This is a genomic window from Klebsiella sp. F11 (genome assembly GCF_056712265.1).
Window position 1 is genome coordinate 1324294 of record NZ_CM160060.1, and the last position, 26950, is coordinate 1351243.

Sequence of the window (26950 nt, forward strand, 5' to 3'; positions counted from 1 at the left end):
GATTACCGGCCCGAACCGGCAGAGCCTGGAACCTTCGCATACTCAGAGTATGCGGCGGTTGCTCCGCGTTGCCGGCGTTCAGACGGCCTGTCGTAATGCTGCCCGGTGTGGTTGCTCGTAGTCTGGATTTAGCTAATAAACTGCTGAAGGACGCGGCTGCCAAAATAAGCCAGCGTCAGCAGGCCTGCGCCGGTGACGTTAAACCAGACGACCCGGCGACCGCGCCAGCCTTCATGGTAGTGTCCCCAGAGCAGGACGATATAAACGAACCATGCCACGATCGACAGCACGGCTTTATCAATATTTTCCGTACTGAACAGGTTGTTCATGTAGAACAGCCCGGTGCATAGCGTCAGCGTTAGCAGCACCACGCCGACCTGGGTGATATGAAACATTTTACGTTCAATACTCATCAACGGCGGCATTTCGTGGCTAAAAACCAGCTTTTTGTTTTTCAGCTGGTAGTCAATCCAGGCCAGCTGCAGGGCATACAGGGCGGCGATGATCAGCGTGGCGTAAGAGAAGAGCGACAGGCCAATGTGCACCAGCATACCCGGGGTTGTTTCCAGGTGTGTGATGTATTCGTTGGGCACGAAGGTGGCGAAGGCCAGATTAATCAGCGCAAAAGCGTAGACGATGGGCAGCAGCAGCCAGCCTCGGTTGCGCGAAGCGACGATGGTCATCACCGTACAGATCATCAGGCTGACCAGCGAGCCGACGTTGAGTAAGCTGAGATTTTGCCCGCTATCGCCGCCGGGGAAAATGCGTGACTCTAGCGCAAAAGCATGACAAATCAGCGCAATAGCTGCGGAAACTATCGCCATCCGCCGCCAACTGCTGTTCTTTTGCAGCAGGCCGGGAACGATCAGCGCCAGGCTGACGGAATAGGCGACAAGCGCGAGTAGAGCAAAAACAGGCATAGGGGCGTCGACTGTTGACTAAAAAGAAAGAGAAGCAGTATAGCGTTACGCGACGTCGGCTCCAACCGTTGCATCACATCCCGGTACATGTCGTGTTATACTGCGGCAAATTTGTATTTGTGGTGTCGCTGCGGCGACCGACAGTTTCCACCTCAGGCGAGAGACAATGTTTGATAATTTAACCGATCGTTTGTCGCGTTCGCTGCGCAACATCAGCGGCCGCGGACGCCTTACCGAAGACAATATTAAAGAAACCCTGCGCGAAGTGCGCATGGCGCTGCTCGAGGCGGACGTTGCTCTGCCCGTCGTGCGTGATTTCATCAGCCGCGTCAAAGAGAGCGCGGTGGGTCATGAAGTTAACAAAAGCCTGACTCCGGGCCAGGAGTTCGTCAAGATTGTACGCAACGAGCTGGTTGCGGCGATGGGCGAAGAGAACCAGGCGCTGGATTTAGCCGCTCAGCCGCCGGCCGTGGTGCTGATGGCGGGCCTGCAGGGGGCGGGTAAAACCACCAGCGTCGCGAAGCTGGGTAAATTCCTGCGCGAGAAGCACAAGAAGAAGGTGCTGGTGGTCTCCGCGGACGTTTATCGCCCGGCGGCGATTAAACAGCTGGAAACGCTGGCCGGGCAGGTGAGCGTTGATTTCTTCCCGTCCGACGTCGGCCAGAAGCCGATCGACATCGTTAACGCCGCGCTGAAAGAAGCGAAGCTGAAGTTCTACGACGTGCTGCTGGTGGACACCGCCGGTCGTCTGCACGTCGATGAAGCGATGATGGACGAAATCAAGCAGGTTCACGCTACCCTTAACCCGGTTGAAACCCTGTTCGTCGTCGATGCGATGACCGGCCAGGATGCGGCGAACACCGCCAAAGCGTTTAACGAAGCGCTGCCGCTGACCGGCGTGGTGCTGACCAAAGTGGACGGCGACGCCCGCGGCGGTGCGGCGCTGTCGATTCGTCACATCACCGGTAAGCCGATTAAATTCCTCGGCGTCGGCGAAAAAACTGAAGCCCTCGAGCCGTTCCATCCGGATCGTATCGCCTCCCGTATCCTCGGTATGGGCGACGTGCTGTCGCTGATCGAAGATATCGAGAGCAAGGTTGACCGCGCGCAGGCTGAAAAGCTGGCCTCCAAGCTGAAGAAGGGCGACGGCTTCGACCTGACCGACTTCCTCGAGCAGCTGCGCCAGATGAAGAACATGGGCGGCATGGCCAGCCTGATGGGCAAGCTGCCGGGCATGGGGCAGATCCCGGATAACGTTAAGTCGCAGATGGACGATAAAGTGCTGGTGCGGATGGAAGCGATCATCAACTCGATGACGCTGAAAGAGCGCGCTAAGCCTGAGATTATTAAAGGTTCGCGTAAGCGCCGTATCGCCGCGGGCTGCGGGATGCAGGTGCAGGACGTTAACCGTCTGCTCAAGCAGTTTGACGATATGCAGCGCATGATGAAAAAGATGAAGTCGAAAGGCGGCATGATGAAGATGATGCGTGGCATGAAAGGGATGATGCCGCCGGGCTTCCCCGGTCGTTAATACGCGTCATAATTCAAGCCGCAGATGCGTTGGCTGCATTCGCTCACCCCGGTCACGTACTTGCGTACGCTCCCGGGGATTTGCTCACTTGCCGCCTGCCTGCAACTCGAATTATTTAGCGTATTGTAGTTTTGAATTGATTTTTGCACAGAAATCAGTAAAATTTTCGGGATTTTAATATGACACCCGGGCCCCGTTCCTCGATGGGGCCCGGTTGTTCTATTCACACAAGAGGATGTTATGGTAACTATTCGTTTAGCTCGTCACGGCGCTAAAAAGCGTCCGTTCTACCAGGTTGTTGTCACCGACAGCCGTAATGCACGCAACGGCCGCTTCATCGAGCGCGTTGGTTTCTTCAACCCGATCGCTTCCGCGAACGAAGAAGAAACTCGTCTGGATCTGGATCGTATCGCTCACTGGGTTGGCCAGGGCGCTACCGTTTCCGATCGCGTAGCTACGCTGATCAAAGCAGCGAACAAAGCAGCTTAATCTGTCACGGTGGTCATGATGAGCAAGCAACACACCGCACAAGCACCCGTTGATCCGATCGTATTGGGTAAAATGGGTTCTTCCTACGGTATCCGTGGTTGGCTCAGAGTGTTTTCCTCCACCGAAGACGCCGAAAGCATTTTTGACTATCAGCCCTGGTTAATTCAGAAGGCGGGTCAGTGGCAGGTCGTTGAGCTGGAAAGCTGGCGCCACCACGATCAGGATATCGTCATCAAGCTGAAGGGCATTGACGATCGCGATGCTGCGAATCTGCTGACTAATTGCGAAATTATCGTGGATTCATCGCAACTGCCGAAGCTGGAAGAGGGCGACTACTACTGGAAAGACCTGATGGGCTGCCAGGTTGTCACCACCGAAGGCTATGGCCTGGGTAAAGTCATCGATATGATGGAAACCGGGTCAAATGACGTTCTCGTCATTAAGGCAAACCTGAAAGATGCGTTTGGCATCAAGGAGCGGCTGGTTCCGTTCCTCGATGGGCAGGTTATCAAGAAAGTCGATCTCGCTACTCGAACAATCGAAGTAGATTGGGATCCTGGTTTTTAAATTCTCCGAATAAACGGTAAAAGACGGCGCTATGGGGATTGGCTTGTGTTTATAGGTATCGTTAGCCTGTTTCCTGAAATGTTCCGCGCAATTACCGATTACGGGGTAACTGGCCGGGCAGTAAAAAATGGCCTGCTGAGCATCCAGAGCTGGAGTCCTCGCGATTTCGCGCACGACCGGCACCGTACCGTGGACGATCGTCCTTACGGCGGCGGACCGGGGATGCTAATGATGGTGCAACCCCTGCGGGACGCCATCCATGCAGCAAAAGCCGCGGCAGGTGAAGGCGCTAAGGTGATATATCTGTCGCCTCAGGGACGCAAGCTTGATCAAGCGGGCGTCAGCGAACTGGCAACAAATCAGAAGCTGATTTTGGTGTGCGGTCGCTACGAAGGGATAGACGAGCGCGTAATTCAGACCGAAATTGACGAAGAATGGTCAATCGGCGATTACGTTCTCAGCGGTGGTGAGTTACCGGCAATGACGCTGATTGATTCCGTTTCCCGGTTCATTCCGGGGGTTCTGGGTCATGAAGCTTCGGCAACGGAAGATTCCTTTGCCGATGGTCTGCTGGACTGCCCACACTATACCCGTCCTGAAGTGTTAGAAGAGATGGAAGTACCGCCGGTATTGCTGTCGGGAAACCATGCTGAGATACGTCGCTGGCGTTTGAAACAGTCGCTGGGCCGTACCTGGCTTAGAAGACCTGAACTTTTGGAAAACCTGGCTCTGACTGAAGAGCAAGCAAAGTTGCTGGCGCAGTTCAAAACTGAACACGCAAAACAGCAGCATAAACATGATGGGATGGCGTAACGCCCCCAATATCAGTTTACCCAGGATAAGAGATTAAATTATGAGCAACATTATTAAGCAACTTGAACAAGAACAGATGAAGCAGGACGTACCTTCCTTCCGTCCGGGTGATACCGTGGAAGTGAAAGTATGGGTTGTTGAAGGTTCCAAAAAACGTCTGCAGGCATTCGAGGGCGTGGTTATCGCTATTCGTAACCGCGGTCTGCACTCTGCATTCACTGTTCGTAAAATTTCCAACGGCGAAGGCGTTGAGCGTGTCTTCCAGACTCACTCTCCGGTAGTTGACAGCATTGCTGTTAAACGTCGTGGTGCTGTACGTAAAGCTAAACTGTACTACCTGCGTGAGCGTACCGGTAAGTCTGCTCGTATCAAAGAGCGTCTTAACTAAGATTCGCTTTCGCGACATCCTGATGAAAAGAGCTGGCCTGATGGGCCGGCCCTTTTTTTATCTTTGTTTTAACTATCTTGATGTAAATCATTTACAATATCGCCCTCACGATGGAGGGGCGGTGGCCGGCAATATTTATCGACAGTCAGCACATCAACGGCGGGCCGCATGGCTGGCGCTGTTGTCGATCCTGCTGATCGTCGTCGCGCCGCTGATCTCTATCTCATTGCAAAAAGATCCGATGGGTGCGATGCCCGGAATGCACCACGCGATGATGATGGCGGAAACGCCTCATGCCATGGAAATGCCTCACGGCATGAAGATGTCCCACTCTGCTCCGCCGGCGTCCACGCCTGCGCACACCATGCCGGCTGACCACGCCGAGGCCTGCGGCTACTGCGTGCTGTTAGCCCACGTGCCGGGCCTGCTGCTGGCGCTGGCGCTGCTTATCACCTTCATCCTGCGTCGGCTGCGTATCTTTACGGCTCGTCCGGTGCTAAAACACTGGCACTACTTCCCCTGGCTCTATCCCGATACCCGCGCGCCGCCGCGCCAGTCTGCTGTTTCCTGTTGATAAAAAATAATGTGCGCACCGCGCAACGTTCTTTTTTTGCTTTCAGAAAGGAAAAGTATGACAACCTGCACCTCGCGCGCGGCATGGCTGAACCTGCTGCGACGCCTTCATTTTTATATTGGCCTGTTTATCGGGCCGTTTATCTTCGTGGCTGCGCTAACCGGCACGCTGTACGTTGCCACGCCGCAGCTGGAAAGCTGGCTGTATCACGACGCGCTGCGCGCGACATCCATCGGCGACAAGCAGCCGCTGAGCGCCCAGATAGCGGCCGCGGAGGCGCTGACTCAGGGAGAGCTGCGCCTGCAGGCGGTGCGTCCGTCCATGGTCGCCGGCGAGACCACGCGGGTGATGTTTGCCGATCCGCGCCTGGGAGAATCGGAGTCGCGGGCGCTGTTTATCGACCCGGTGACCCTGCAGGTTAAAGGCGATATGACGGTCTATGGCACCAGCGGCATTTTGCCCCTGCGCCAGTGGATTGATTATGCGCACAGGTCCCTGCTGGCGGGAAATATTGGGCGGCTGTACAGCGAGCTGGCGGCGTCCTGGATGTGGGTTGCCGCGCTGGGGGGCATTGCGCTGTGGGCAATGACCCGGCCCCGTCGGCGCATCAATAACCGCCTGCAGAATACGCGCCGGCTGCACGTTTCTCTTGGCTGGGCGCTGCTGGGAGGCATGCTGCTGTTCTCGGCGACCGGCTTAACCTGGTCGCAGTGGGCCGGCGATAATGTCGATAAGATGCGCGCCGCTTTCGGCTGGCTGACGCCGCAGGTCAATACTCAGCTGCACGCCGCGATGCCGATGGCTCACGACGCGCATGCTGAGCATCATATGGGGAATATGGCGATGCCCGAAACGATGGCGCCACCGTCTGGCGAGCGGTTTGACCAGGTGCTGACGCTGGCGCGTCGCGCAGGCCTTGATGCCCGCAAGCTTGAAATTCGCCCGCCTAAGGAGGATGGCGTCGCCTGGACCGTTAGCGAAATCGACCGTGGCTGGCCGACGCAGGTTGATGCGGTGGCAATCGATGGTGAACGGATGCAGGTTGTCGACCGCACGCGCTTTGCCGATTTCCCACTGATGGCGAAACTTACCCGCTGGGGCGTTGATTTCCACATGGGGATCCTGTTTGGTCTGGCTAATCAGCTGCTGCTGATCGCCTTTGGCTCGGTGCTGTGCGTGACCATCGTCGTTGGGTATCGCTTATGGTGGATTCGCCGTCCGCCGAAGGCGACGTTTAACCCGGCGGGTACGCTGGTGCAGGCCTGGCTTAATCTGGCATGGCCCGCCCGTATGCTCGCGCTGGTGATTGCCGTTCTGCTGGGGCTGGCGCTGCCGCTGATGGGCGCCAGCCTGCTGCTGTGTATTGCCGTTGACTATCTGCGCTGGCGTTCGGCCAGCGCAGCGACGCTCGCCAGCTCAGTAGAGTAAGGGAGTTAAGGCGTGCTGATAACAACCGTCACCCGGCGGTTTTCGGCACGCCCTTTTGCCGTATCGTTGCTGGCAATCGGATATTTTTTACCCAACCCGCGGGTCGTTAAATTGCCGCGCGGGATATTGGCGCCTTCCGCCCACGCGTCGGCTACGCTGTTTGCGCGCTTCAGCGACAGCATCTCGTTGTAGCCATCTTCACCATAGTTATCGGTATGACCATCTAAACGACTGTGGGTAATCCCGGTTGCGGCGAGACGAGACGCCATGCCGTGAATCTGCTGCTGGCTATCGGGGCGCAGGTGGTAGTCGTTTTTATCGAACAGGATGGTGTCAGATATGCCGAGGGACCAGTCGCCGTTACTTTCCGTAAAGCCGTAGGACTTCATCGCCGCAACCTGCTGCGGAGAGAATTTTCCTTGCGGAGCCTGGCAGCCGGTGAGAAACACCGCGGCCAGCAGCGCGGGAGCACAATATTTCCTGAGAATGAGAATTCCTTTTATTTTTGTATCTGCTGCAAGCGTTGATTTTTCATCCGATACATATTTTGATCGGCAAACTCTTGCAGATTTTCGGCAGAAGTATGCTCCCACGCCAGGGCGTAACCAATACTGAGCGACAGGGTAGCGGTATGGCCGTTGTGCAGATTAAACGGCTGGAGAAACTGTGCCGAGAGTAAAGCGCACTGCGCCTGAACTTCGACCTCGGTGTGGACATTGCGCAGCAGGATGGCAAATTCGTCGCCGCCGAGCCGCCACGCCTGATGTTGGGTGCCGGCAAACGTCATCAGCCGGCTGGCCACTTCGATTAAGACCTTATCGCCCGTCGCATGCCCCCAGTTATCGTTGATGAACTTGAAGTTGTCGCCATCAAGGAATAGCAGCGCGGAGCTGCGGTGGGTCACGTCGTCATTCATCAGTTTATTGATGACGCCGCGAAACGCCGCACGGTTGGCAAGTCCGGTCAGCGGATCGTGCAGAGAGCTGCGCAGGAGCTGGGCGTTTTTGGCCTGCAGCTGCCGCTGCCAATCCTCCATCTCGCCGAGCAGGCTGTTAAAGTCCTGGGCGAAAAGATGAAACTCCTCGATGTGCTCTTCGGGAACGCGACGCGAGAAGTGACGGTTTTCCCGGATATCGTGCACCACTTCGGTAATGCTCTGCAGCGCGGTGACGATGCCGCGGTGTAGAGAGTGGGTCAGCAGCAGGGCGATAAAGGACGCCAGCAGGATGCTGCCGGTCAGGACGATAATCGAAATACCGAGGAAGTGGCTTATCAGCCGGTCCAGCGCGGTCAGGCGAAGCTCGCCGATAATTTTCCCTTCATGCCAGATGGGCTGCGTGGTCGGCTGCGGGAAAAGCCACCTGCTGATGAGGCCGCTGAGCTTTTCCTGGTTTACCAGATCGTGGTTATGCCAGAGAGCAAAATGCGTTTTCTGGCTATCAAGCACCAGCGCTTCGGAAAACTGTCCCTGCTTCCCCAGCGTCGCCAGCGTATCTTCTGCCGCCGCGCTATCGTTAAACACCAGCGCCGCTTCGAGGCTGCGGCTCATGGTCGCGGCGGTCAGCTCGAGATTCTTCTGCGCATATTGTTTCAGCGTGAATACGGAGGCGGTGCTGAGCAGCAGCCAGACCAGAGTCATCGAGATGATTACGCTTATCATGCTGATACGGCGTAGCGCTCTTTTAAAGGTGGGGCGCGGGCCCTGAGGATAATCCTTATTCATGTGCGTTTTTCCGGGCAAGCATCAGTACATCTGGATTGACCCGCACACCGCTGTGCGTCAGGACATCAAGATTAACGGAGAATTTGACCCTGTCGTCATTGATGATCAGGCAAAAAGCACTGCCAATAGCGCAATCGGTATTCTGTTCCGCGATAAGTAATAGGGGCCTTGACCGGTATTTAGAGGTGAATTCGGACTGCTGTGACGGCGATTCGCTGCCAAAATAAAAGCCATCACAAACCGTATTCAATGCTTCCTCTGTACTGTGAACAACAACCGGCTGATAGGGCAAAGCCTCAGGCGATTGCTGGGTCAGGCTGTGGGTGTAGCGTGACGTAGAGAAAATACACAGTCTGGGCGGGGCAGAAAGTTCTGGCCAGCGGGTATACGTCACGATCCCCGAAACAATGGCTCGCACATTTGCAGACGGCCCGGCGGCAAAAGCGGGATAGCTGACGATGAATAACAAAGAGATCAAAAAAAGACGGTGAAGCTGTTTCATTAACGGATCCGTCTGGGGTCGTCATGGTACGTGAATTGCAGTGCGCTAATGCCTGGCCGAAGAATAGCATTGTTGGTGAAAACCGTCATTAGCCCTGGCCTTTGCAATACGTTAATTCTGGCCAGGATTTTTCGTAAAGAAAAGGTGGCCCAACGGATAATTTTTTAGCGGCCATGGGTGGCGTTGTTAACTTAAGTTTACATTTATTGGCGGGTGAGTAGCCATTTATTTTGCTGGTGTAAAGTAAAATTTACGTAATATGGATTGAAAACTTTACTTTATGTGGTATCGTTACGTCACTCCTCAGTGAGGAAAACACTATCGCAAACGAACTACCCAGGATCGCAATCATGCAAAAAGACGCGCTGAATAACGTACATATTACCGATGAACAGGTTTTGATCACTCCGGACCAGCTGAAGGCTGAATTCCCGCTGAGCCTTGAACAAGAAGCGCAGATCGCGCAGTCCCGTCAGACTATCTCTGACATTATTGCCGGCCGCGATCCGCGCCTGCTGGTGGTCTGCGGCCCTTGTTCAATTCACGATCCGGAAGCGGCAATTGAGTACGCTCATCGTTTTAAAGCACTTGCCGCAGAGGTCAGCGATAGCCTCTACCTGGTGATGCGCGTCTATTTTGAAAAACCCCGTACCACCGTCGGTTGGAAAGGGCTGATTAACGATCCGCATATGGATGGCTCGTTTGATGTTGAAGGCGGTCTGAAGATTGCGCGTCGGCTGCTGGTCGAGCTGGTAAACATGGGGCTGCCGCTGGCAACCGAAGCGCTGGATCCCAACAGCCCGCAGTACCTCGGCGATCTGTTCAGCTGGTCGGCGATCGGCGCACGTACCACCGAATCCCAGACGCACCGCGAAATGGCATCCGGCCTGTCGATGCCGGTTGGCTTTAAAAACGGCACCGACGGTAGCCTGGCGACGGCGATTAACGCCATGCGCGCCGCAGCGATGCCGCACCGCTTTGTTGGGATCAACCAGGCGGGTCAGGTCTGCCTGCTGCAAACCCAGGGCAACCCGGATGGCCACGTCATTCTGCGCGGCGGTAAAGCACCAAACTACGGCCCGGCAGATGTCGAACAATGCGAAAAAGAGATGACTCAGGCGGGACTGAAGCCGTCGCTGATGGTAGATTGCAGTCATGGTAATTCCAATAAAGACTACCGCCGTCAGCCAGCGGTGGCAGAATCCGTCGTCGCGCAGATCAAGGATGGCAATCGTTCCATTATTGGTCTGATGATTGAGAGTAATATCCACGAAGGCAACCAGTCCTCTGAGCAGCCGCGTTGCGATATGAAATACGGCGTATCCGTCACCGATGCTTGCATCAGCTGGGAAACCACCGATGCGTTGCTCCGCGAACTTGATAAGGATCTGCGCGGCCATCTGGCGGCCCGTCTGGCGTAAGAGGATTGTATGGTTGCTGAACTGACCGCGTTGCGCGATCAAATTGATGAAGTTGATAAAGCGCTGCTGGGCCTGCTGGCTAAGCGCCTGGAGCTGGTGGCTGAAGTGGGCGAGGTCAAGAGCAAATACGGCCTGCCCATTTACGTCCCGGAACGGGAGTCGGCGATGCTGGCCTCCCGCCGCGAAGAGGCGGCCGCGCTTGGCGTGCCGCCGGATCTGATTGAAGATGTGCTGCGTCGCGTGATGCGCGAGTCCTATTCCAGCGAAAACGACAAAGGTTTTAAAACGCTGTGTCCGAACCTGCGTCCGGTGGTGATTGTCGGCGGCGGCGGGCAGATGGGGCGCCTGTTCGAGAAAATGCTGACGCTTTCTGGCTACCGGGTACGTATTCTGGAGAAAGAAGACTGGCCACGGGCGACGGAGATTGTTGCCGACGCCGGGATGGTGATCGTCAGCGTACCTATTCACGCCACGGTTGAAACGATTGCCCGGCTGCCTTCGCTGTCGGCGGACTGTATTTTGGTTGATCTGGCGTCAGTTAAAGCGGAGCCGCTACAGGCGATGCTGGCGGCGCATAATGGCCCGGTGCTGGGATTGCATCCGATGTTCGGTCCGGACAGCGGCAGCCTTGCCAAGCAGGTGGTGGTCTACTGCGACGGTCGCCAGCCGGAAGCCTATCAGTGGTTCCTTGAGCAAATTCAGGTTTGGGGCGCTCGCCTGCATCGTATCAGCGCCGTCGAGCACGATCAGAATATGGCGTTTATTCAGGCTCTGCGCCACTTTGCGACCTTTGCCTACGGCCTGCACCTGGCGGAGGAGAACGTTCGCCTGGAGCAGCTGCTGGCGCTGTCGTCACCGATCTATCGGCTTGAGCTGGCGATGGTGGGCCGTCTGTTCGCCCAGGATCCGCAGCTTTACGCCGATATTATTATGTCGTCGGAGAGCAACCTGGCGCTGATTAAGCGCTACTACCAGCGTTTTGGCGAGGCGATTGGCCTGTTGGAGCAGGGGGATAAACAGGCGTTTATCGACAGCTTCCGTAAAGTTGAGCACTGGTTTGGCGATTATGCCCAGCGCTTCCAGAGCGAAAGCCGTACGCTGCTCCGTCAGGCGAATGATAACCGGCAGTAGCTGAAAACCGTATATAATCAAAGCCAGAGGGGCAACCCGCTGGCTTTTTTTATAGGGATGAAAACGATGGCTGAACCGCAACCGCTGTTTGATTACGCCGGGCACCTGCCGGAATGCCCGACCTGGAGTGACGCTGAGCAGGCTTTATACTGGGCCGATATTATGGAGTGCGAAATTCACCGCTACGACGTCCGCAGCGGCGAGCATCAGGTCCTGCAATTTCCCGAAGAGGTCGGCTGCTTCGCTCTGCGCGAGAAGGGCGGTTTTATCGTGGCGCTGCGCAGCGCTATCTGGCTTACCGATGCGCACGGCCTGCTGCGGCGCAAAATCTGCGATAACCCAGGCAACCCGCAGCTGGCCCGTTTTAATGACGGCGGGACCGATCGCGATGGACGCTTTTACGCCGGGACCTTCTGGGCGCCGGGTGATTATAATGGCGCGCTGCTGATGCGTATCGACAGCGATCTTACCCCGCGCGTTATCCAGTGCGATATTCATGGCGCTAACGGCCTGGCCTTTAGCGAGGATCGGCGCTGGATGTATACCTCGGATACGCCGAATGCCGTTATCTACCGTACGCCGCTGGATGAGCAGGGCGAGCCGGGCATCCGTGAGGTTTTCCGGCGCTTTCAGCCGGGAGAAGGGATTCCCGACGGCGCGGCCATCGATGAGGAAGGGTGCTACTGGAGCGCGATGTTTGACGGCTGGCGTATAGCGCGCTTCTCGCCGACCGGTGAACAGCTGGAAGAGTATCGTCTGCCGGTACGCTGCCCGACAATGGTCTGCTTTGGCGGGGCGGATATGCGTACGCTGTTTATCACCACCACCCGGGAAAATATGGCTGCGGATGAAGTGGCGAGATATCCGCTCTCCGGCGCTATCTTCACCCTGCCGGTTGCGGTAGCAGGGATGAAGAAGCGGACGTTTATCGAGCGCTAGATCGGCTCGACGGGCACCACGTTTTCGCCAGGATAGCAGCCCAGCACTTTCATTGAGCGGGTGATCTCCGCCAGCTCCTTGAGCGCCTTGCGCATGGGAATTGACTCCAGGTTCGCCTGGATATCCAGATAAAACATCTCTTCCCACGGATTGCCGTAGATTGGGCGCGACTCCAGCTTGGTCATGATCAGGTTGTGGTTGCGCAGGACCAGCAGCGCTTCGACCAGCGCACCCGCCTGCTGGCCGGTCGCGATGAGCAGGGTGGTTTTTGCCGGAACCTGATCGGAAACGTTCACCGCCTTGCGCGCCAGCACCAGGAAGCGGGTGATATTTTGCGTTTGGTTGGCCTCGCAATGTTCAAGCACCTGCAGTCCGTACAGCGCCCCGCCGGCTTCGCTGCCCAGCGCCGCGATGGTTGGCGATTTGGCCTGTGCGACTTTCTCCATCGCCGCCGAGGTACTTTCGGTATATTCGATTTTCCAGTGCGGATAGCGGCTTAGATACTGGCTACACTGCTGGAACGGCTGCGGATGGCTGTAGACGGTATTAATTTGCTGCGGATCGGTAGAGGAGGCAACCAGAACGCAGTGATCGATAGGGATCGTCAGTTCGCCAACGATCGACAGGCTGGTGTGCTGCAGCAGATCGTAGACGTCGTTGATCCCGCCGGAGCTGGTGTTTTCGATCGGCACTACCGCGTAGTCAGCCTGGCCGGTCTCAACCTGGTCGAAGATATCGGCAAACCTGGCGCAGCCGCTTTCGATAAACTGTTCGAAATGGCGGGCCGCATATTGCCGGGCGGCAAGGTGCGAGTATGACCCTTTTGGCCCCAGAAAAGCCACGCGCGCTGAATGCGGATTGATCTTATTCAGATGCTGCTGCAGCAGGGTTTGCTGGGTGAGAACGGAATCCTCGATGATCAGCTGGAACAGGCGGGTGATGTAGTGCGCATCGAGATGGTGGGCTTTGCCCAGCGTCATCAGGCGTTCCAACAGGTCACGCTCGCGGTCGATATCGCGTACCGGGCGATGCGATGCCAGCTTTGCTTTGCCGACTTCGACAGCCAGCCCGCGGCGCTCTGCCAGCAGCGCGAGCAGCTTTTCATCCAGGGCGCTTATCTTATCGCGCAGAGCCAGTAATGGATTTTCCTCGGTCATATGTGTTGCCTTTCTTGTTATTGGTTTAGATACCTTAAATCTTTCAGGCTACCGGCAGCGCGCGTGCAGCCTGAAAAATAGCGGGCATAAATAAAAAAGGCCTCCCTGGTGGGAGGCCTTGTAGTTCGTCTTCGCATTCTTTATCACACGACGAATTGCCTCCCAATCAGGGGAAGGTAAAAAAGAATGCGAAGAAGAACGGCAGTAGTTTCAAGATGAATTCCTTTAATCGGCTGGGATTACAGTACCCGGACTGTTTTCATCCTGTCAATAAAAAACGCGCCCGAAGGCGCGTGGCGTTACACAATATTAAGTTAAGGACAGTAAAGTTCAGGATTACTCTTCTTCTTCCACAAAGCCTGCCTCTTTCACCGATGTTGCGGCGCGGCGGGCTTCCCCTTTGTGTTGCACTTTGTTCAGCTGCCGTTCCAGCTTGTTGATTAATTCGTTGATTGCGGCGTACATATCTTCATTGCGCGCGCTGGCAACCAGATGGCCGTTTGGCGTATTGATGGTTGCGTCAGCGACAAAACCCTGCGGCTCCTTGGAGAGAATAATGTGCGGGTTGATTAAGTGGGTTTGCCATTTATCCAATTTGGCGAGACGGTCTGCGACATGCTGGCGAATAGCCGGAGTAATTTCCATTTGCTTGCTGGTAATGTTCATTGTCATAAATTTTACCTCTTGTCTTTCCCGTCTTGGTGAACTCAGCATACCTCGCCTAATGTCAAAATTCGTGATTTAAATCACATTTTAATGTCACTTTTTGTCAACAAATGCAATTTGTGAGGCAGGACAGGAACGGGGGAGATTTTACTTGTCGAACCGCGGAAAGAGAGTCATATTTGATGGGATGTCCTGGTGCTAAAACGCTTCAGCGTACAAGCCAGATGAATAAAAAAACGGCAGCCTTAGGGCTGCCGTTTTGCTGATATCAAATATCAAAAGCGATCAGGTATTTTTACTGTTAGCCGCAATAATTTTGGCCACCTTATCCGCCTGCGCGTTCATCTGCATCTGGCGATAGGCGTTTTCCATTTTCGGCAACGCATCGCGGGTAGCCTGCGCATCCGGATAGCTGCGCAGCATGCCGTCAACGCGGTTTACGACGGCAACCCACGCGCCGCGGTCGGTATAGTAATCAACCACCGACAGTTCGTACTTCGCCAGACGATCCTTCAGGAACACCATACGTTTGTAGGCGTCGGTCGAATACTGGCTGTTCGGATAGCCGCGCACCAGCTTCGAGAAATCGTTGAAGGCATCGCGCGCGTGCTGCGGGTCGCGATCGGAGCGATCGACGCCGAAGAATCCCTGCAGCGCGCTGTCATCCAGAGCCATATTTGTCAGACCACGCATATAAATGACGTAATCAATGTTAGGATGGGTCGGGTTCAGACGAACAAAGCGGTCGATGGCCGCCTGAGCTAACGGCAGATCGGCATTTTTGTAGTACGCATAAATCAGGTCCAGCTGTACCTGTTGGGAATAAGGGCCGAACGGATAGCGATTATCCAACGCTTCCAGTTGCGTTATCGCCTGTTTCCAGTTACCGTCCTGCAGTTTTTGCTGGGCAGTCGCGTAGATTTCATTCGGCGGATTATCAGGCACCTCTTCCTTTGAGCCGGAGCAACCCACCAAAGCCAGGCTCAGTGTGGCAGCTGCCACCAGGTATTTCATGCGCGTCATGACGTTTTGACTTCCTCAAAATGTTTATGCGGGAGAATCTCTGTTCCTGCTCCCGATTAAGACCAGCTACAATAGCACACTATATTATACGGCAAAGCCGTAAAACCCAACGTTAAACGAAGAAGCTGTATATGGCACAACGAGTACAACTCACCGCAACGGTGTCCGAAAATCAACTCGGGCAACGCTTAGATCAGGCTTTGGCCGAAATGTTCCCGGATTATTCGCGTTCGCGCATAAAAGAATGGATCCTCGACCAGCGAGTGCTGGTCAACGGCGCTGTCAGCGACAAGCCGAAAGACAAAGTTTTAGGGGGAGAAAGCGTCTCTATCGATGTTGAAATCGAAGAAGATGTGCGCTTCGAACCGCAGGATATTCCGCTCAATATCGTCTACGAGGATGACGACATCCTCGTGATCAATAAACCGCGTGGCCTGGTCGTTCATCCGGGAGCCGGTAATCCTGACGGTACTGTGCTGAATGCGCTGCTGCACTACTATCCGGCGATTGCCGACGTTCCGCGTGCGGGCATTGTCCACCGCCTGGATAAGGACACCACCGGCCTGATGGTTGTGGCGAAAACTATCCCGGCGCAAACGCGTCTGGTGGAGTCGCTGCAGCTGCGCGAAATCACCCGTGAATATGAAGCGGTAGCGAGTGGCCACATGACCTCTGGCGGTACGGTTGAAGAGCCGATTAGTCGTCACCCGACCAAACGTACGCATATGGCGGTGCACCCGATGGGGAAACCGGCGGTAACGCATTACCGCATTATGGAGCATTTCCGCATTCATACGCGCCTGCGCCTGCGTCTGGAAACCGGCCGTACTCACCAGATCCGCGTACACATGGCGCATATCACCCATCCGCTGGTCGGCGATCAGGTCTACGGCGGCCGTCCGCGTCCGCCGAAAGGGGCGTCAGAGGCGTTTATTACCGCGCTGCGCCAGTTCGATCGCCAGGCCCTGCACGCTACCATGCTGCGTCTGTATCACCCGGTCAGCGGTATTGAGATGGAATGGCATGCGCCGATCCCTCAGGATATGGTCGAGCTGATTGATGCCATGCGCGCCGATTATGAAGAACATAAGGACCGAATTGACTGGCTATGACTAAACTGATTGTACCGCAATGGCCAATGCCGGAAAGCGTGGCGGCCTGTAGCTCCACGCGCGTTGGCGGCGTCAGCCTGCCTCCGTATGGCTCGCTCAATCTGGGCGCCCATTGCGGAGACAATCTGCCCGATGTCGAAGAAAACCGCCGGCGGATGTTTGCCGCCGGCGGGCTCCCTGCGTATCCGGTGTGGCTTGAACAGGTTCACGGTACGGCGGTGCTGAAACTCGACGGCGGGCCGTATGCCTCAAAACGCGCGGATGCGTCCTACTGTAATACGCCGGGCACCGTTTGCGCCGTGATGACCGCTGACTGCCTGCCGGTGCTTTTTTGCAACCGTGCGGGCACCGAAGTGGCGGCGGCGCACGCCGGCTGGCGTGGATTATGCGACGGGGTGCTGGAGGAGACGGTCGCCTGCTTCGCCGATAAGCCGGAAAATATTCTGGCGTGGCTCGGCCCGGCTATCGGCCCCAACGCGTTTGAGGTCGGCGCGGAAGTTCGTGAGGCCTTTATGATCAAAGACGAGAAGGCCGACAGCGCTTTTCGTCCGGCGGGTGAGAAATACTTTGCCGATATCTATCAGCTGGCTCGCCAGCGCCTGGCCAACGTCGGCGTGGAGCAGGTCTTCGGCGGCGATCGCTGTACGCTAAGCGAAAAGGATGATTTTTTCTCTTATCGTCGCGATAAGACTACGGGTCGTATGGCGAGTTTTATCTGGCTGATATAACCTGGCGCATCAAGACGGTCCGGAAGGCAGACTTATTTTTCGCATAGTTCAGGTCATTAACCTTGAATAATTGAGGGATGACCTCATTTAATCTCCAGTAGCAAATTTGACCTGTTATGGGAGGAGTTATGCGTCTGGACCGTCTTACCAATAAATTCCAGCTTGCTCTTGCCGATGCCCAGTCGCTCGCGCTAGGGCACGACAACCAATTCATCGAACCTCTTCATCTAATGAGCGCCTTGCTAAATCAGGAAGGGGGATCGGTACGTCCTTTATTAACGTCTGCGGGCATTAACGCCGGCGAGTTAAGCACCACTATTACCCAGGCGTTGAGCCGTTTACCGCAGGTTGAAGGCACCGGCGGCGACGTGCAGCCGTCCCAGGATCTGGTGCGAATTCTGAACCTTTGCGACAAGCTGGCGCAAAAGCGGAAGGACAACTTTATTTCGTCGGAACTGTTCGTTCTGGCGGCGCTTGAATCACGCGGTACGCTAACCGATCTGTTGAAATCTGCCGGTGCAACAACCGCCAATGTGACTCAGGCGATTGAACAAATGCGTGGAGGTGAAAGCGTGAACGATCAGGGTGCCGAAGACCAGCGTCAGGCATTGAAAAAATTTACCGTCGATCTGACCGAGCGTGCTGAACAGGGCAAGCTGGATCCGGTCATTGGTCGTGATGAAGAGATCCGCCGTACCATTCAGGTTCTGCAGCGGCGGACGAAAAATAACCCGGTACTTATCGGTGAGCCTGGCGTTGGTAAAACGGCCATCGTTGAAGGTCTGGCGCAGCGTATCGTCAACGGCGAAGTGCCGGAAGGGCTAAAAGGCCGCCGGGTACTGGCGCTGGATATGGGCGCGCTGGTGGCAGGTGCTAAGTATCGCGGAGAGTTTGAAGAGCGTCTGAAAGGCGTGCTGAACGATCTCTCGAAGCAGGAAGGCAACGTCATTCTGTTTATCGATGAGCTGCACACTATGGTCGGGGCGGGGAAAGCGGACGGCGCAATGGATGCCGGCAACATGCTGAAGCCCGCGCTGGCGCGCGGTGAACTGCACTGCGTCGGTGCGACCACTCTTGATGAGTATCGGCAATATATTGAAAAAGATGCAGCCCTGGAGCGGCGTTTCCAGAAGGTCTTCGTGGCCGAACCTTCGGTGGAAGACACCATTGCGATTCTGCGTGGCTTAAAAGAGCGCTATGAGCTGCATCACCATGTGCAGATCACCGATCCGGCTATCGTCGCGGCCGCAACGCTGTCGCATCGCTACATTGCCGACCGACAGCTGCCGGACAAAGCGATTGACCTGATTGATGAAGCCGCTTCCAGTATCCGTATGCAGATTGACTCGAAGCCGGAGGAGCTCGACCGACTCGACAGACGTATTATTCAGCTCAAGCTGGAGCAGCAGGCGCTGAAAAAAGAAGCCGACGAGGCAAGCCTGAAACGTCTGGATATGCTGAATGAAGAGCTGGCGGATAAAGAGCGTCAGTATTCCGTATTAGAAGAAGAGTGGAAGGCGGAAAAAGCGTCGCTCTCCGGAACGCAGACGATTAAAGCCGAGCTGGAGCAGGCAAAAATCGCCATCGAGCAGGCGCGTCGCGTTGGCGACCTGGCCCGGATGTCTGAGCTGCAGTATGGCAAAATCCCGGAGCTGGAAAAACAGCTGGCAGCGGCCACGCAGTCTGAAGGTAAAACGATGCGTCTGTTGCGTAATAAAGTGACGGATGCGGAAATTGCCGAGGTGCTGGCGCGCTGGACCGGTATTCCGGTCGCGCGGATGCTGGAGGGCGAACGTGAAAAACTGCTGCGTATGGAGCAGGAGCTGCATAGTCGGGTGATTGGTCAGAACGAGGCGGTGGAAGCGGTATCGAACGCCATTCGCCGTAGCCGCGCCGGCTTGTCCGACCCTAACCGTCCTATCGGCTCGTTCCTGTTCCTTGGGCCGACCGGCGTCGGTAAAACCGAGCTGTGCAAAACGCTGGCGAACTTTATGTTCGATAGCGATGATGCGATGGTGCGTATCGATATGTCCGAGTTTATGGAAAAACACTCGGTCTCGCGGCTGGTGGGTGCACCTCCGGGATACGTCGGTTACGAAGAAGGTGGCTATCTGACGGAGGCCGTGCGTCGTCGTCCTTATTCGGTAATCTTGTTGGATGAGGTCGAAAAAGCGCATCCTGATGTGTTCAACATTTTGCTGCAGGTACTGGATGACGGGCGTTTGACGGACGGGCAGGGGAGAACGGTCGATTTCCGTAATACGGTCGTCATTATGACCTCCAACCTCGGCTCCGATCTGATTCAGGAACGCTTTGGTGAGCTGGATTATAGTCATATGAAAGATCTGATTATGGGCGTTGTTAGCCAAAGATTCCGGCCGGAATTCATCAACCGTATCGATGAGGTCGTGGTATTCCACCCGCTGGGTGAAAAACATATTGCCTCTATTGCTCAGATTCAGCTCCAGCGTCTGTACAAGCGTCTGGAAGAGCGTGGCTATGAAGTGCGTATGTCCGATGAGGCGCTGAAGCTGCTCAGTGCGAACGGTTACGATCCGGTATACGGTGCGCGGCCGTTAAAACGAGCCATTCAGCAGCAGATCGAAAACCCGCTGGCGCAGCAAATCCTTTCTGGGGAACTAATTCCCGGTAAAGAGGTGCAGCTGGTGGTGAAAGATGACCGGATAGTGGCAGTGCAGTAAATCACAAAACGACAAAAACGGGCCCAATGGGCTCGTTTTTGTTTAAAAACCAGGCAAGAATTAAAGCCTGAACGTGGTTTTGTGTGAAAAGTAACCGATCGAATTGTTTTTTTGAATTTATACTTGTCACCTCAGAATTACCGCCTATAATGCGCCTCCACTGACACGGAACAACGGCCAGGGCGCCGCCGGGTCAGCAGGCTTCAGCGCTGAATATCAGCCGCGAAAGCCGACGGAGAAAAGCAAAATAAACGCTTGACTCTGAATGAGGAAAACGTAATATACGGGACCTCGCGACAGAGCGCTAAAGCGCGTCGCACCTGCTCTTTAACAATTTATCAGACAATCTGTGTGGGCACTCAAAGTGACATGGATTCTTAACGTCTTCGGACGAAAAATGAATACCAAGTCTCTGAGTGAACATACGTAATTCATTACGAAGTTTAATTCAAGAGCATCAAACTTAAATTGAAGAGTTTGATCATGGCTCAGATTGAACGCTGGCGGCAGGCCTAACACATGCAAGTCGGGCGGTAGCACAGAGAGCTTGCTCTCGGGTGACGAGCGGCGGACGGGTGAGTAATGTCTGGGAAACTGCCTGATGGAGGGGGATAACTACTGGAAACGGTAGCTAATACCGCATAACGTCGCAAGACCAAAGTGGGGGACCTTCGGGCCTCATGCCATCAGATGTGCCCAGATGGGATTAGCTTGTAGGTGAGGTAACGGCTCACCTAGGCGACGATCCCTAGCTGGTCTGAGAGGATGACCAGCCACACTGGAACTGAGACACGGTCCAGACTCCTACGGGAGGCAGCAGTGGGGAATATTGCACAATGGGCGCAAGCCTGATGCAGCCATGCCGCGTGTATGAAGAAGGCCTTCGGGTTGTAAAGTACTTTCAGCGAGGAGGAAGGTGTTGAGGTTAATAACCTCAGCAATTGACGTTACTCGCAGAAGAAGCACCGGCTAACTCCGTGCCAGCAGCCGCGGTAATACGGAGGGTGCAAGCGTTAATCGGAATTACTGGGCGTAAAGCGCACGCAGGCGGTCTGTTAAGTCAGATGTGAAATCCCCGGGCTCAACCTGGGAACTGCATTTGAAACTGGCAGGCTTGAGTCTTGTAGAGGGGGGTAGAATTCCAGGTGTAGCGGTGAAATGCGTAGAGATCTGGAGGAATACCGGTGGCGAAGGCGGCCCCCTGGACAAAGACTGACGCTCAGGTGCGAAAGCGTGGGGAGCAAACAGGATTAGATACCCTGGTAGTCCACGCTGTAAACGATGTCGACTTGGAGGTTGTTCCCTTGAGGAGTGGCTTCCGGAGCTAACGCGTTAAGTCGACCGCCTGGGGAGTACGGCCGCAAGGTTAAAACTCAAATGAATTGACGGGGGCCCGCACAAGCGGTGGAGCATGTGGTTTAATTCGATGCAACGCGAAGAACCTTACCTGGTCTTGACATCCACGGAATTCAGCAGAGATGCTTTAGTGCCTTCGGGAACCGTGAGACAGGTGCTGCATGGCTGTCGTCAGCTCGTGTTGTGAAATGTTGGGTTAAGTCCCGCAACGAGCGCAACCCTTATCCTTTGTTGCCAGCGGTTAGGCCGGGAACTCAAAGGAGACTGCCAGTGATAAACTGGAGGAAGGTGGGGATGACGTCAAGTCATCATGGCCCTTACGACCAGGGCTACACACGTGCTACAATGGCATATACAAAGAGAAGCGACCTCGCGAGAGCAAGCGGACCTCATAAAGTATGTCGTAGTCCGGATCGGAGTCTGCAACTCGACTCCGTGAAGTCGGAATCGCTAGTAATCGTGGATCAGAATGCCACGGTGAATACGTTCCCGGGCCTTGTACACACCGCCCGTCACACCATGGGAGTGGGTTGCAAAAGAAGTAGGTAGCTTAACCTTCGGGAGGGCGCTTACCACTTTGTGATTCATGACTGGGGTGAAGTCGTAACAAGGTAACCGTAGGGGAACCTGCGGTTGGATCACCTCCTTACCTGAAAGAACCTGCCTTTGTAGTGTCCACACAGATTGTCTGATGAAAAGTAAATAGCAAGGCGTTTACGCGTCGGGAGTGAGGCTGAATAAGGCTGCTCGCTTTCTATTAATGAAAGCTCACCCTACACAAAAATATCACTCAGTGAGTGATAAGCAATTTTTGTGTCCCCTTCGTCTAGAGGCCCAGGACACCGCCCTTTCACGGCGGTAACAGGGGTTCGAATCCCCTAGGGGACGCCACTTGCTGGTTCGTGAGTGAAAGTCGCCGACCTCAGTATCTCAAAACTAACTCAGTGAGTTATGTTTGAGATATTTGCTCTTTAAAAATCTGGATCAAGCTGAAAATTGAAACGACACACGTTGAGTGTGTTCGAGTCTCTCAAATTTTCGCAACGCGACTGTTTTACGAAACAGCTTCGGGTTGTGAGGTTAAGCGACTAAGCGTACACGGTGGATGCCCTGGCAGTCAGAGGCGATGAAGGACGTGCTAATCTGCGATAAGCGTCGGTAAGGTGATATGAACCGTTATAACCGGCGATTTCCGAATGGGGAAACCCAGTGCAATTCGTTGCACTATCGTTAAGTGAATACATAGCTTAACGAAGCGAACCGGGGGAACTGAAACATCTAAGTACCCCGAGGAAAAGAAATCAACCGAGATTCCCCCAGTAGCGGCGAGCGAACGGGGAGCAGCCCGGAACCTGAATCAGTTTGTGTGTTAGTGGAAGCGTCTGGAAAGTCGCAGGGTACAGGGTGATACTCCCGTACACTAAAATGCACAGATTGTGAGTTCGAAGAGTAGGGCGGGACACGTGGTATCCTGTCTGAATATGGGGGGACCATCCTCCAAGGCTAAATACTCCTGACTGACCGATAGTGAACCAGTACCGTGAGGGAAAGGCGAAAAGAACCCCGGCGAGGGGAGTGAAAAAGAACCTGAAACCGTGTACGTACAAGCAGTGGGAGCCTCTTTATGGGGTGACTGCGTACCTTTTGTATAATGGGTCAGCGACTTATATTCTGTAGCAAGGTTAACCGTATAGGGGAGCCGCAGGGAAACCGAGTCTTAACTGGGCGTTAAGTTGCAGGGTATAGACCCGAAACCCGGTGATCTAGCCATGGGCAGGTTGAAGGTTGGGTAACACTAACTGGAGGACCGAACCGACTAATGTTGAAAAATTAGCGGATGACTTGTGGCTGGGGGTGAAAGGCCAATCAAACCGGGAGATAGCTGGTTCTCCCCGAAAGCTATTTAGGTAGCGCCTCGTGAACTCATCTTCGGGGGTAGAGCACTGTTTCGGCTAGGGGGGCATCCCGACTTACCAACCCGATGCAAACTACGAATACCGAAGAATGTTATCACGGGAGACACACGGCGGGTGCTAACGTCCGTCGTGAAGAGGGAAACAACCCAGACCGCCAGCTAAGGTCCCAAAGTCATGGTTAAGTGGGAAACGATGTGGGAAGGCCCAGACAGCCAGGATGTTGGCTTAGAAGCAGCCATCATTTAAAGAAAGCGTAATAGCTCACTGGTCGAGTCGGCCTGCGCGGAAGATGTAACGGGGCTAAACCATGCACCGAAGCTGCGGCAGCGACGCGTATGCGTTGTTGGGTAGGGGAGCGTTCTGTAAGCCGTTGAAGGTGGCCTGTGAGGGTTGCTGGAGGTATCAGAAGTGCGAATGCTGACATAAGTAACGATAAAGCGGGTGAAAAGCCCGCTCGCCGGAAGACCAAGGGTTCCTGTCCAACGTTAATCGGGGCAGGGTGAGTCGACCCCTAAGGCGAGGCCGAAAGGCGTAGTCGATGGGAAACAGGTTAATATTCCTGTACTCGGTGTTACTGCGAAGGGGGGACGGAGAAGGCTATGTTAGCCGGGCGACGGTTGTCCCGGTTTAAGCATGTAGGCGGAGGTTCCAGGTAAATCCGGAACCTTTTAACGCTGAGGTGTGACGACGAGGCACTACGGTGCTGAAGTAACAAATGCCCTGCTTCCAGGAAAAGCCTCTAAGCATCAGGTAACATCAAATCGTACCCCAAACCGACACAGGTGGTCAGGTAGAGAATACCAAGGCGCTTGAGAGAACTCGGGTGAAGGAACTAGGCAAAATGGTGCCGTAACTTCGGGAGAAGGCACGCTGATGGTAAGTGAAGCGACTCGCTCGTGGAGCTGAACTCAGTCGAAGATACCAGCTGGCTGCAACTGTTTATTAAAAACACAGCACTGTGCAAACACGAAAGTGGACGTATACGGTGTGACGCCTGCCCGGTGCCGGAAGGTTAATTGATGGGGTTATCCGTAAGGAGAAGCTCTTGATCGAAGCCCCGGTAAACGGCGGCCGTAACTATAACGGTCCTAAGGTAGCGAAATTCCTTGTCGGGTAAGTTCCGACCTGCACGAATGGCGTAATGATGGCCAGGCTGTCTCCACCCGAGACTCAGTGAAATTGAACTCGCTGTGAAGATGCAGTGTACCCGCGGCAAGACGGAAAGACCCCGTGAACCTTTACTATAGCTTGACACTGAACACTGGTCCTTGATGTGTAGGATAGGTGGGAGGCTTTGAAGCGTGGACGCCAGTCTGCGTGGAGCCATCCTTGAAATACCACCCTTTAATGGCTGGTGTTCTAACGTGGGCCCGTAATCCGGGTTGCGGACAGTGTCTGGTGGGTAGTTTGACTGGGGCGGTCTCCTCCCAAAGAGTAACGGAGGAGCACGAAGGTTAGCTAATCCTGGTCGGACATCAGGAGGTTAGTGCAATGGCATAAGCTAGCTTGACTGCGAGCGTGACGGCGCGAGCAGGTGCGAAAGCAGGTCATAGTGATCCGGTGGTTCTGAATGGAAGGGCCATCGCTCAACGGATAAAAGGTACTCCGGGGATAACAGGCTGATACCGCCCAAGAGTTCATATCGACGGCGGTGTTTGGCACCTCGATGTCGGCTCATCACATCCTGGGGCTGAAGTAGGTCCCAAGGGTACGGCTGTTCGCCGTTTAAAGTGGTACGCGAGCTGGGTTTAGAACGTCGTGAGACAGTTCGGTCCCTATCTGCCGTGGGCGCTGGAGAATTGAGGGGGGCTGCTCCTAGTACGAGAGGACCGGAGTGGACGCATCACTGGTGTTCGGGTTGTCATGCCAATGGCATTGCCCGGTAGCTAAATGCGGAAAAGATAAGTGCTGAAAGCATCTAAGCACGAAACTTGCCCCGAGATGAGTTCTCCCTGACTCCTTGAGAGTCCTGAAGGAACGTTGAAGACGACGACGTTGATAGGTCGGGTGTGTAAGCGTAGCGATACGTTGAGCTAACCGATACTAATGAACCGTGAGGCTTAACCTTACAACGCCGAAGCTGTTTTGGCGGATTTGAGAAGATTTTCAGCACTGATTCAGAGTTGAGTACGCAATAATTTGCGCAGCAGCAAGGCGACAAGCGGAGGAAAGGAAGGAGCATACTGAAGTATGTGACTGAGTTTACGAGCGCAGGCAACGCAGCTGATGCGATAAAGAATGGCGTACTGAGCACAAAGAATTTGCCTGGCGGCAACAGCGCGGTGGTCCCACCTGACCCCATGCCGAACTCAGAAGTGAAACGCCGTAGCGCCGATGGTAGTGTGGGGTCTCCCCATGTGAGAGTAGGGAACTGCCAGGCATCAAATAAAACGAAAGGCTCAGTCGAAAGACTGGGCCTTTTGTTTTGTCTGACGTTTGTCGGTAAGCGCTCTCCGGAGGAGGACAAATCCGCCGGGAGCGGATTTGAACGTTGCGGAGCAACGGCCCGGAGGGTGGCGGGCAGGACGCCCGCCATAAACTGCCAGGCATCAAATAAACAGAAAAACCTCATGTGAAAGCATGGAGCCTGTACATAGATTTGTGTAATTGCCTGATTTTGATATGTTCAATCCAACATCAAAAACAGGTTAATTTATGGACGAAAAACAGTTGCAGGCTCTGGCTAATGAACTGGCCAAAAATCTCAAAACCCCTGACGATCTCAACCAGTTCGATCGCCTGCTCAAAAAAATCAGTGTTGAGGCGGCGCTCAACGCCGAAATGACCCATCACCTCGGCTACGATAAACATCAGCCCAAACCGGCGACCAACGCCCGCAACGGCTATACCCAAAAGACAGTTATCACTGGCGATGGCCCGCTGGAGCTGCGTACACCGCGCGATCGCGATGGCTCTTTCGAACCGCAACTGGTAAAGAAAAACCAGACCCGGATCACCGGGATGGATAACCAAATTTTATCGTTGTACGCCAAAGGGATGACCACCCGTGAGATCGCCGCCGCGTTCAAAGAGCTGTATGACGCGGATGTCTCACCGGCCCTGGTCTCAAAGGTCACCGATGCTGTCATTGAGCAGGTTGTCGAATGGCAAAATCGTCCACTGGATGCAGTCTATCCCATTGTTTATCTTGACTGTATCGTCCTGAAAGTCCGGCAGGACAGCCGCGTTATCAACAAATCTGTGTTCCTGGCACTGGGTATCAATATCGAAGGCCAGAAAGAACTGCTGGGTATGTGGCTGGCCGAAAATGAGGGTGCGAAGTTCTGGCTTAATGTGCTGACAGAGCTGAAAAACCGTGGTCTGAACGATATCCTCATCGCCTGTGTTGACGGGCTGAAAGGCTTCCCCGACGCCATCAACGCGGTGTATCCGGAAGCCCGCATTCAGCTGTGTATCGTGCATATGGTGCGCAACAGCCTGCGGTTCGTCTCCTGGAAGGACTACAAAGCAGTGACCCGTGACCTGAAAGCCATCTATCAGGCTGCCACGGAAGAGGCCGGCTTGCAGGCTTTGGAAGCGTTCTCCAGTGCCTGGGACAGCCGCTACCCGCAGATAAGCCGGAGCTGGCAGGCAAACTGGACCAACCTGACGACGTTCTTCGCTTACCCGGCAGACATCCGCAAGGTGATCTACACGACCAACGCCATCGAGTCGCTGAACAGCGTGATCCGGCATGCAATCAAGAAACGGAAGGTATTCCCGACAGACGACGCGGTGAAAAAGGTGGTGTGGCTGGCAATCCAGGCGGCATCACAGAAATGGACGATGCCGCTGAGGGACTGGCGTATGGCAATGAGCCGCTTTATTATCGAGTTCGGTGACCGTCTGGACGGTCACTTCTGA

22 protein-coding genes, 1 tRNA gene, 3 rRNA genes and 1 other annotated feature are annotated in these 26950 nt (G+C 54.8%); of the genes, 18 read left to right on the plus strand and 8 right to left on the minus strand.

The window, feature by feature from the left end; genetic code table 11:
• Positions 1-128: 128 nt before the first annotated feature.
• The gene (locus tag AC1M2H_RS06655) at positions 129-920 is read right to left on the minus strand and encodes a cytochrome C assembly family protein (RefSeq protein ID WP_480150770.1); all 792 of its coding nucleotides are present in this window, start codon (positions 918-920) and stop codon (positions 129-131) included.
• Between the two features lie 166 nt (positions 921-1086).
• Here AC1M2H_RS06655 and ffh point away from each other — a divergent pair, with 166 nt between their 5' ends.
• From ffh to AC1M2H_RS06690, 7 genes are all read left to right on the plus strand, one after another.
• Positions 1087-2451, plus strand: a complete 1365-nt coding sequence (gene ffh, locus AC1M2H_RS06660; RefSeq protein ID WP_480150771.1) for a signal recognition particle protein — start codon at positions 1087-1089, stop codon at positions 2449-2451.
• Between the two features lie 240 nt (positions 2452-2691).
• Positions 2692-2940, plus strand: a complete 249-nt coding sequence (rpsP, locus tag AC1M2H_RS06665) for a 30S ribosomal protein S16 (RefSeq protein WP_426812234.1) — start codon at positions 2692-2694, stop codon at positions 2938-2940.
• 18 nt (positions 2941-2958) lie between these two features.
• Positions 2959-3507: a ribosome maturation factor RimM gene (gene rimM, locus AC1M2H_RS06670; RefSeq protein WP_480151859.1), complete on the plus strand. Its 549-nt coding sequence runs from the start codon at positions 2959-2961 to the stop codon at positions 3505-3507.
• A gap of 45 nt (positions 3508-3552) precedes the next feature.
• Complete coding sequence (trmD, locus tag AC1M2H_RS06675) at positions 3553-4320, plus strand: tRNA (guanosine(37)-N1)-methyltransferase TrmD (protein ID WP_480150772.1); 768 nt, start codon at positions 3553-3555, stop codon at positions 4318-4320.
• Between the two features lie 40 nt (positions 4321-4360).
• A complete protein-coding gene (gene rplS, locus AC1M2H_RS06680; protein ID WP_002914145.1) occupies positions 4361-4708 on the plus strand; it encodes a 50S ribosomal protein L19 in 348 nt (115 codons plus the stop codon).
• 121 nt (positions 4709-4829) lie between these two features.
• Positions 4830-5282: a DUF2946 domain-containing protein gene (locus AC1M2H_RS06685; RefSeq protein ID WP_480150773.1), complete on the plus strand. Its 453-nt coding sequence runs from the start codon at positions 4830-4832 to the stop codon at positions 5280-5282.
• A 57-nt stretch (positions 5283-5339) separates the two neighbouring features.
• A complete protein-coding gene (locus AC1M2H_RS06690) occupies positions 5340-6710 on the plus strand; it encodes a PepSY-associated TM helix domain-containing protein (protein ID WP_480150774.1) in 1371 nt (456 codons plus the stop codon).
• Between the two features lie 5 nt (positions 6711-6715).
• Here AC1M2H_RS06690 and AC1M2H_RS06695 read toward each other — a convergent pair whose 3' ends face one another.
• From AC1M2H_RS06695 to yfiR, 3 genes are read right to left on the minus strand one after another with little or no spacing between them, the layout of a single operon-like run.
• Entirely contained in the window at positions 6716-7198 is a 483-nt protein-coding gene (locus AC1M2H_RS06695; RefSeq protein WP_480151860.1) for an OmpA family protein, read from the minus strand.
• A gap of 11 nt (positions 7199-7209) precedes the next feature.
• A complete protein-coding gene (gene dgcN, locus AC1M2H_RS06700) occupies positions 7210-8433 on the minus strand; it encodes a diguanylate cyclase DgcN/YfiN (protein ID WP_480150775.1) in 1224 nt (407 codons plus the stop codon).
• On the minus strand, positions 8426-8935 hold the full coding sequence (yfiR, locus tag AC1M2H_RS06705) for a regulatory sequestration protein YfiR (protein ID WP_480150776.1): 510 nt from the start codon (positions 8933-8935) through the stop codon (positions 8426-8428). Before yfiR ends, dgcN begins: the two co-directional genes overlap by 8 nt.
• Positions 8936-9285: 350 nt before the next feature.
• Between yfiR and aroF the strand changes: the two genes are divergently transcribed.
• The 3 genes from aroF (at position 9286) to AC1M2H_RS06720 (ending at position 12426) form a co-directional block, all read left to right on the plus strand.
• Positions 9286-10356 (plus strand): 3-deoxy-7-phosphoheptulonate synthase AroF, encoded by a 1071-nt coding sequence (gene aroF / locus AC1M2H_RS06710; protein ID WP_426811938.1) that lies wholly within the window; start codon positions 9286-9288, stop codon positions 10354-10356.
• Positions 10357-10365: 9 nt separating this feature from the next.
• Positions 10366-11487, plus strand: a complete 1122-nt coding sequence (gene tyrA, locus AC1M2H_RS06715) for a bifunctional chorismate mutase/prephenate dehydrogenase (RefSeq protein WP_480150777.1) — start codon at positions 10366-10368, stop codon at positions 11485-11487.
• Positions 11488-11553: 66 nt separating this feature from the next.
• Complete coding sequence (locus AC1M2H_RS06720) at positions 11554-12426, plus strand: SMP-30/gluconolactonase/LRE family protein (protein ID WP_480150778.1); 873 nt, start codon at positions 11554-11556, stop codon at positions 12424-12426.
• On the opposite strand, the gene pheA is transcribed toward AC1M2H_RS06720, so the two are convergent.
• From pheA to bamD, 4 genes are all read right to left on the minus strand, one after another.
• A complete protein-coding gene (gene pheA, locus AC1M2H_RS06725) occupies positions 12423-13583 on the minus strand; it encodes a bifunctional chorismate mutase/prephenate dehydratase (protein WP_426811940.1) in 1161 nt (386 codons plus the stop codon). The two genes, AC1M2H_RS06720 and pheA, sit on opposite strands and share 4 nt — an antisense overlap.
• Before the next feature lie 90 nt (positions 13584-13673).
• Positions 13674-13798 (minus strand) — a sequence feature (Phe leader region).
• On the minus strand, positions 13750-13797 hold the full coding sequence (gene pheL, locus AC1M2H_RS06730) for a pheA operon leader peptide PheL (RefSeq protein ID WP_121497579.1): 48 nt from the start codon (positions 13795-13797) through the stop codon (positions 13750-13752). Its footprint overlaps the feature before it by 48 nt.
• Before the next feature lie 121 nt (positions 13799-13919).
• Positions 13920-14255 carry a ribosome-associated translation inhibitor RaiA gene (gene raiA / locus AC1M2H_RS06735; RefSeq protein ID WP_132731756.1) on the minus strand — a complete coding sequence of 112 codons (336 nt, stop codon included), beginning with the start codon at positions 14253-14255 and terminating at the stop codon, positions 13920-13922.
• 279 nt (positions 14256-14534) lie between these two features.
• The gene (bamD, locus tag AC1M2H_RS06740; RefSeq protein WP_095105652.1) at positions 14535-15272 is read right to left on the minus strand and encodes an outer membrane protein assembly factor BamD; all 738 of its coding nucleotides are present in this window, start codon (positions 15270-15272) and stop codon (positions 14535-14537) included.
• Positions 15273-15403: 131 nt separating this feature from the next.
• Here bamD and rluD point away from each other — a divergent pair, with 131 nt between their 5' ends.
• The 8 genes from rluD to AC1M2H_RS06780 all read left to right on the plus strand — a co-directional run bounded on the left by rluD (position 15404) and on the right by AC1M2H_RS06780 (position 26950).
• Positions 15404-16384 (plus strand): 23S rRNA pseudouridine(1911/1915/1917) synthase RluD, encoded by a 981-nt coding sequence (rluD, locus tag AC1M2H_RS06745; protein WP_480150779.1) that lies wholly within the window; start codon positions 15404-15406, stop codon positions 16382-16384.
• Positions 16381-17112, plus strand: a complete 732-nt coding sequence (yfiH, locus tag AC1M2H_RS06750; protein WP_480150780.1) for a purine nucleoside phosphorylase YfiH — start codon at positions 16381-16383, stop codon at positions 17110-17112. Before rluD ends, yfiH begins: the two co-directional genes overlap by 4 nt.
• 128 nt (positions 17113-17240) lie before the next feature.
• The gene (gene clpB, locus AC1M2H_RS06755) at positions 17241-19814 is read left to right on the plus strand and encodes an ATP-dependent chaperone ClpB (protein ID WP_480150781.1); all 2574 of its coding nucleotides are present in this window, start codon (positions 17241-17243) and stop codon (positions 19812-19814) included.
• A 465-nt stretch (positions 19815-20279) separates the two neighbouring features.
• Positions 20280-21819 (plus strand): 16S ribosomal RNA (locus AC1M2H_RS06760).
• Between the two features lie 166 nt (positions 21820-21985).
• Positions 21986-22061, plus strand: a tRNA-Glu gene (locus AC1M2H_RS06765).
• Positions 22062-22248: 187 nt separating this feature from the next.
• A 23S ribosomal RNA gene (locus AC1M2H_RS06770) occupies positions 22249-25154 on the plus strand.
• 196 nt (positions 25155-25350) lie between these two features.
• Positions 25351-25466 (plus strand): 5S ribosomal RNA (gene rrf / locus AC1M2H_RS06775).
• The 16S, 23S and 5S rRNA genes sit together here with 1 tRNA gene alongside, the layout of an rRNA operon.
• Positions 25467-25741: 275 nt before the next feature.
• A complete protein-coding gene (locus AC1M2H_RS06780) occupies positions 25742-26950 on the plus strand; it encodes an IS256 family transposase (protein WP_480149382.1) in 1209 nt (402 codons plus the stop codon).

Coding starts and splice junctions, on each gene's coding strand:
- AC1M2H_RS06780 (WP_480149382.1), top strand. CDS start 25,742: ATGGACGAAAAACAGTTGCAGGCTCTGGCTAATGAACTGGCCAAAAAT.
- raiA (WP_132731756.1), bottom strand. CDS start 14,255: ATGACAATGAACATTACCAGCAAGCAAATGGAAATTACTCCGGCTATT.
- pheA (WP_426811940.1), bottom strand. CDS start 13,583: ATGACCGAGGAAAATCCATTACTGGCTCTGCGCGATAAGATAAGCGCC.
- dgcN (WP_480150775.1), bottom strand. CDS start 8,433: ATGAATAAGGATTATCCTCAGGGCCCGCGCCCCACCTTTAAAAGAGCG.
- yfiH (WP_480150780.1), top strand. CDS start 16,381: ATGACTAAACTGATTGTACCGCAATGGCCAATGCCGGAAAGCGTGGCG.
- rimM (WP_480151859.1), top strand. CDS start 2,959: ATGAGCAAGCAACACACCGCACAAGCACCCGTTGATCCGATCGTATTG.
- AC1M2H_RS06720 (WP_480150778.1), top strand. CDS start 11,554: ATGGCTGAACCGCAACCGCTGTTTGATTACGCCGGGCACCTGCCGGAA.
- ffh (WP_480150771.1), top strand. CDS start 1,087: ATGTTTGATAATTTAACCGATCGTTTGTCGCGTTCGCTGCGCAACATC.
- rplS (WP_002914145.1), top strand. CDS start 4,361: ATGAGCAACATTATTAAGCAACTTGAACAAGAACAGATGAAGCAGGAC.
- aroF (WP_426811938.1), top strand. CDS start 9,286: ATGCAAAAAGACGCGCTGAATAACGTACATATTACCGATGAACAGGTT.
- AC1M2H_RS06690 (WP_480150774.1), top strand. CDS start 5,340: ATGACAACCTGCACCTCGCGCGCGGCATGGCTGAACCTGCTGCGACGC.
- rpsP (WP_426812234.1), top strand. CDS start 2,692: ATGGTAACTATTCGTTTAGCTCGTCACGGCGCTAAAAAGCGTCCGTTC.
- tyrA (WP_480150777.1), top strand. CDS start 10,366: ATGGTTGCTGAACTGACCGCGTTGCGCGATCAAATTGATGAAGTTGAT.
- clpB (WP_480150781.1), top strand. CDS start 17,241: ATGCGTCTGGACCGTCTTACCAATAAATTCCAGCTTGCTCTTGCCGAT.
- bamD (WP_095105652.1), bottom strand. CDS start 15,272: ATGACGCGCATGAAATACCTGGTGGCAGCTGCCACACTGAGCCTGGCT.
- rluD (WP_480150779.1), top strand. CDS start 15,404: ATGGCACAACGAGTACAACTCACCGCAACGGTGTCCGAAAATCAACTC.
- yfiR (WP_480150776.1), bottom strand. CDS start 8,935: ATGAAACAGCTTCACCGTCTTTTTTTGATCTCTTTGTTATTCATCGTC.
- AC1M2H_RS06655 (WP_480150770.1), bottom strand. CDS start 920: ATGCCTGTTTTTGCTCTACTCGCGCTTGTCGCCTATTCCGTCAGCCTG.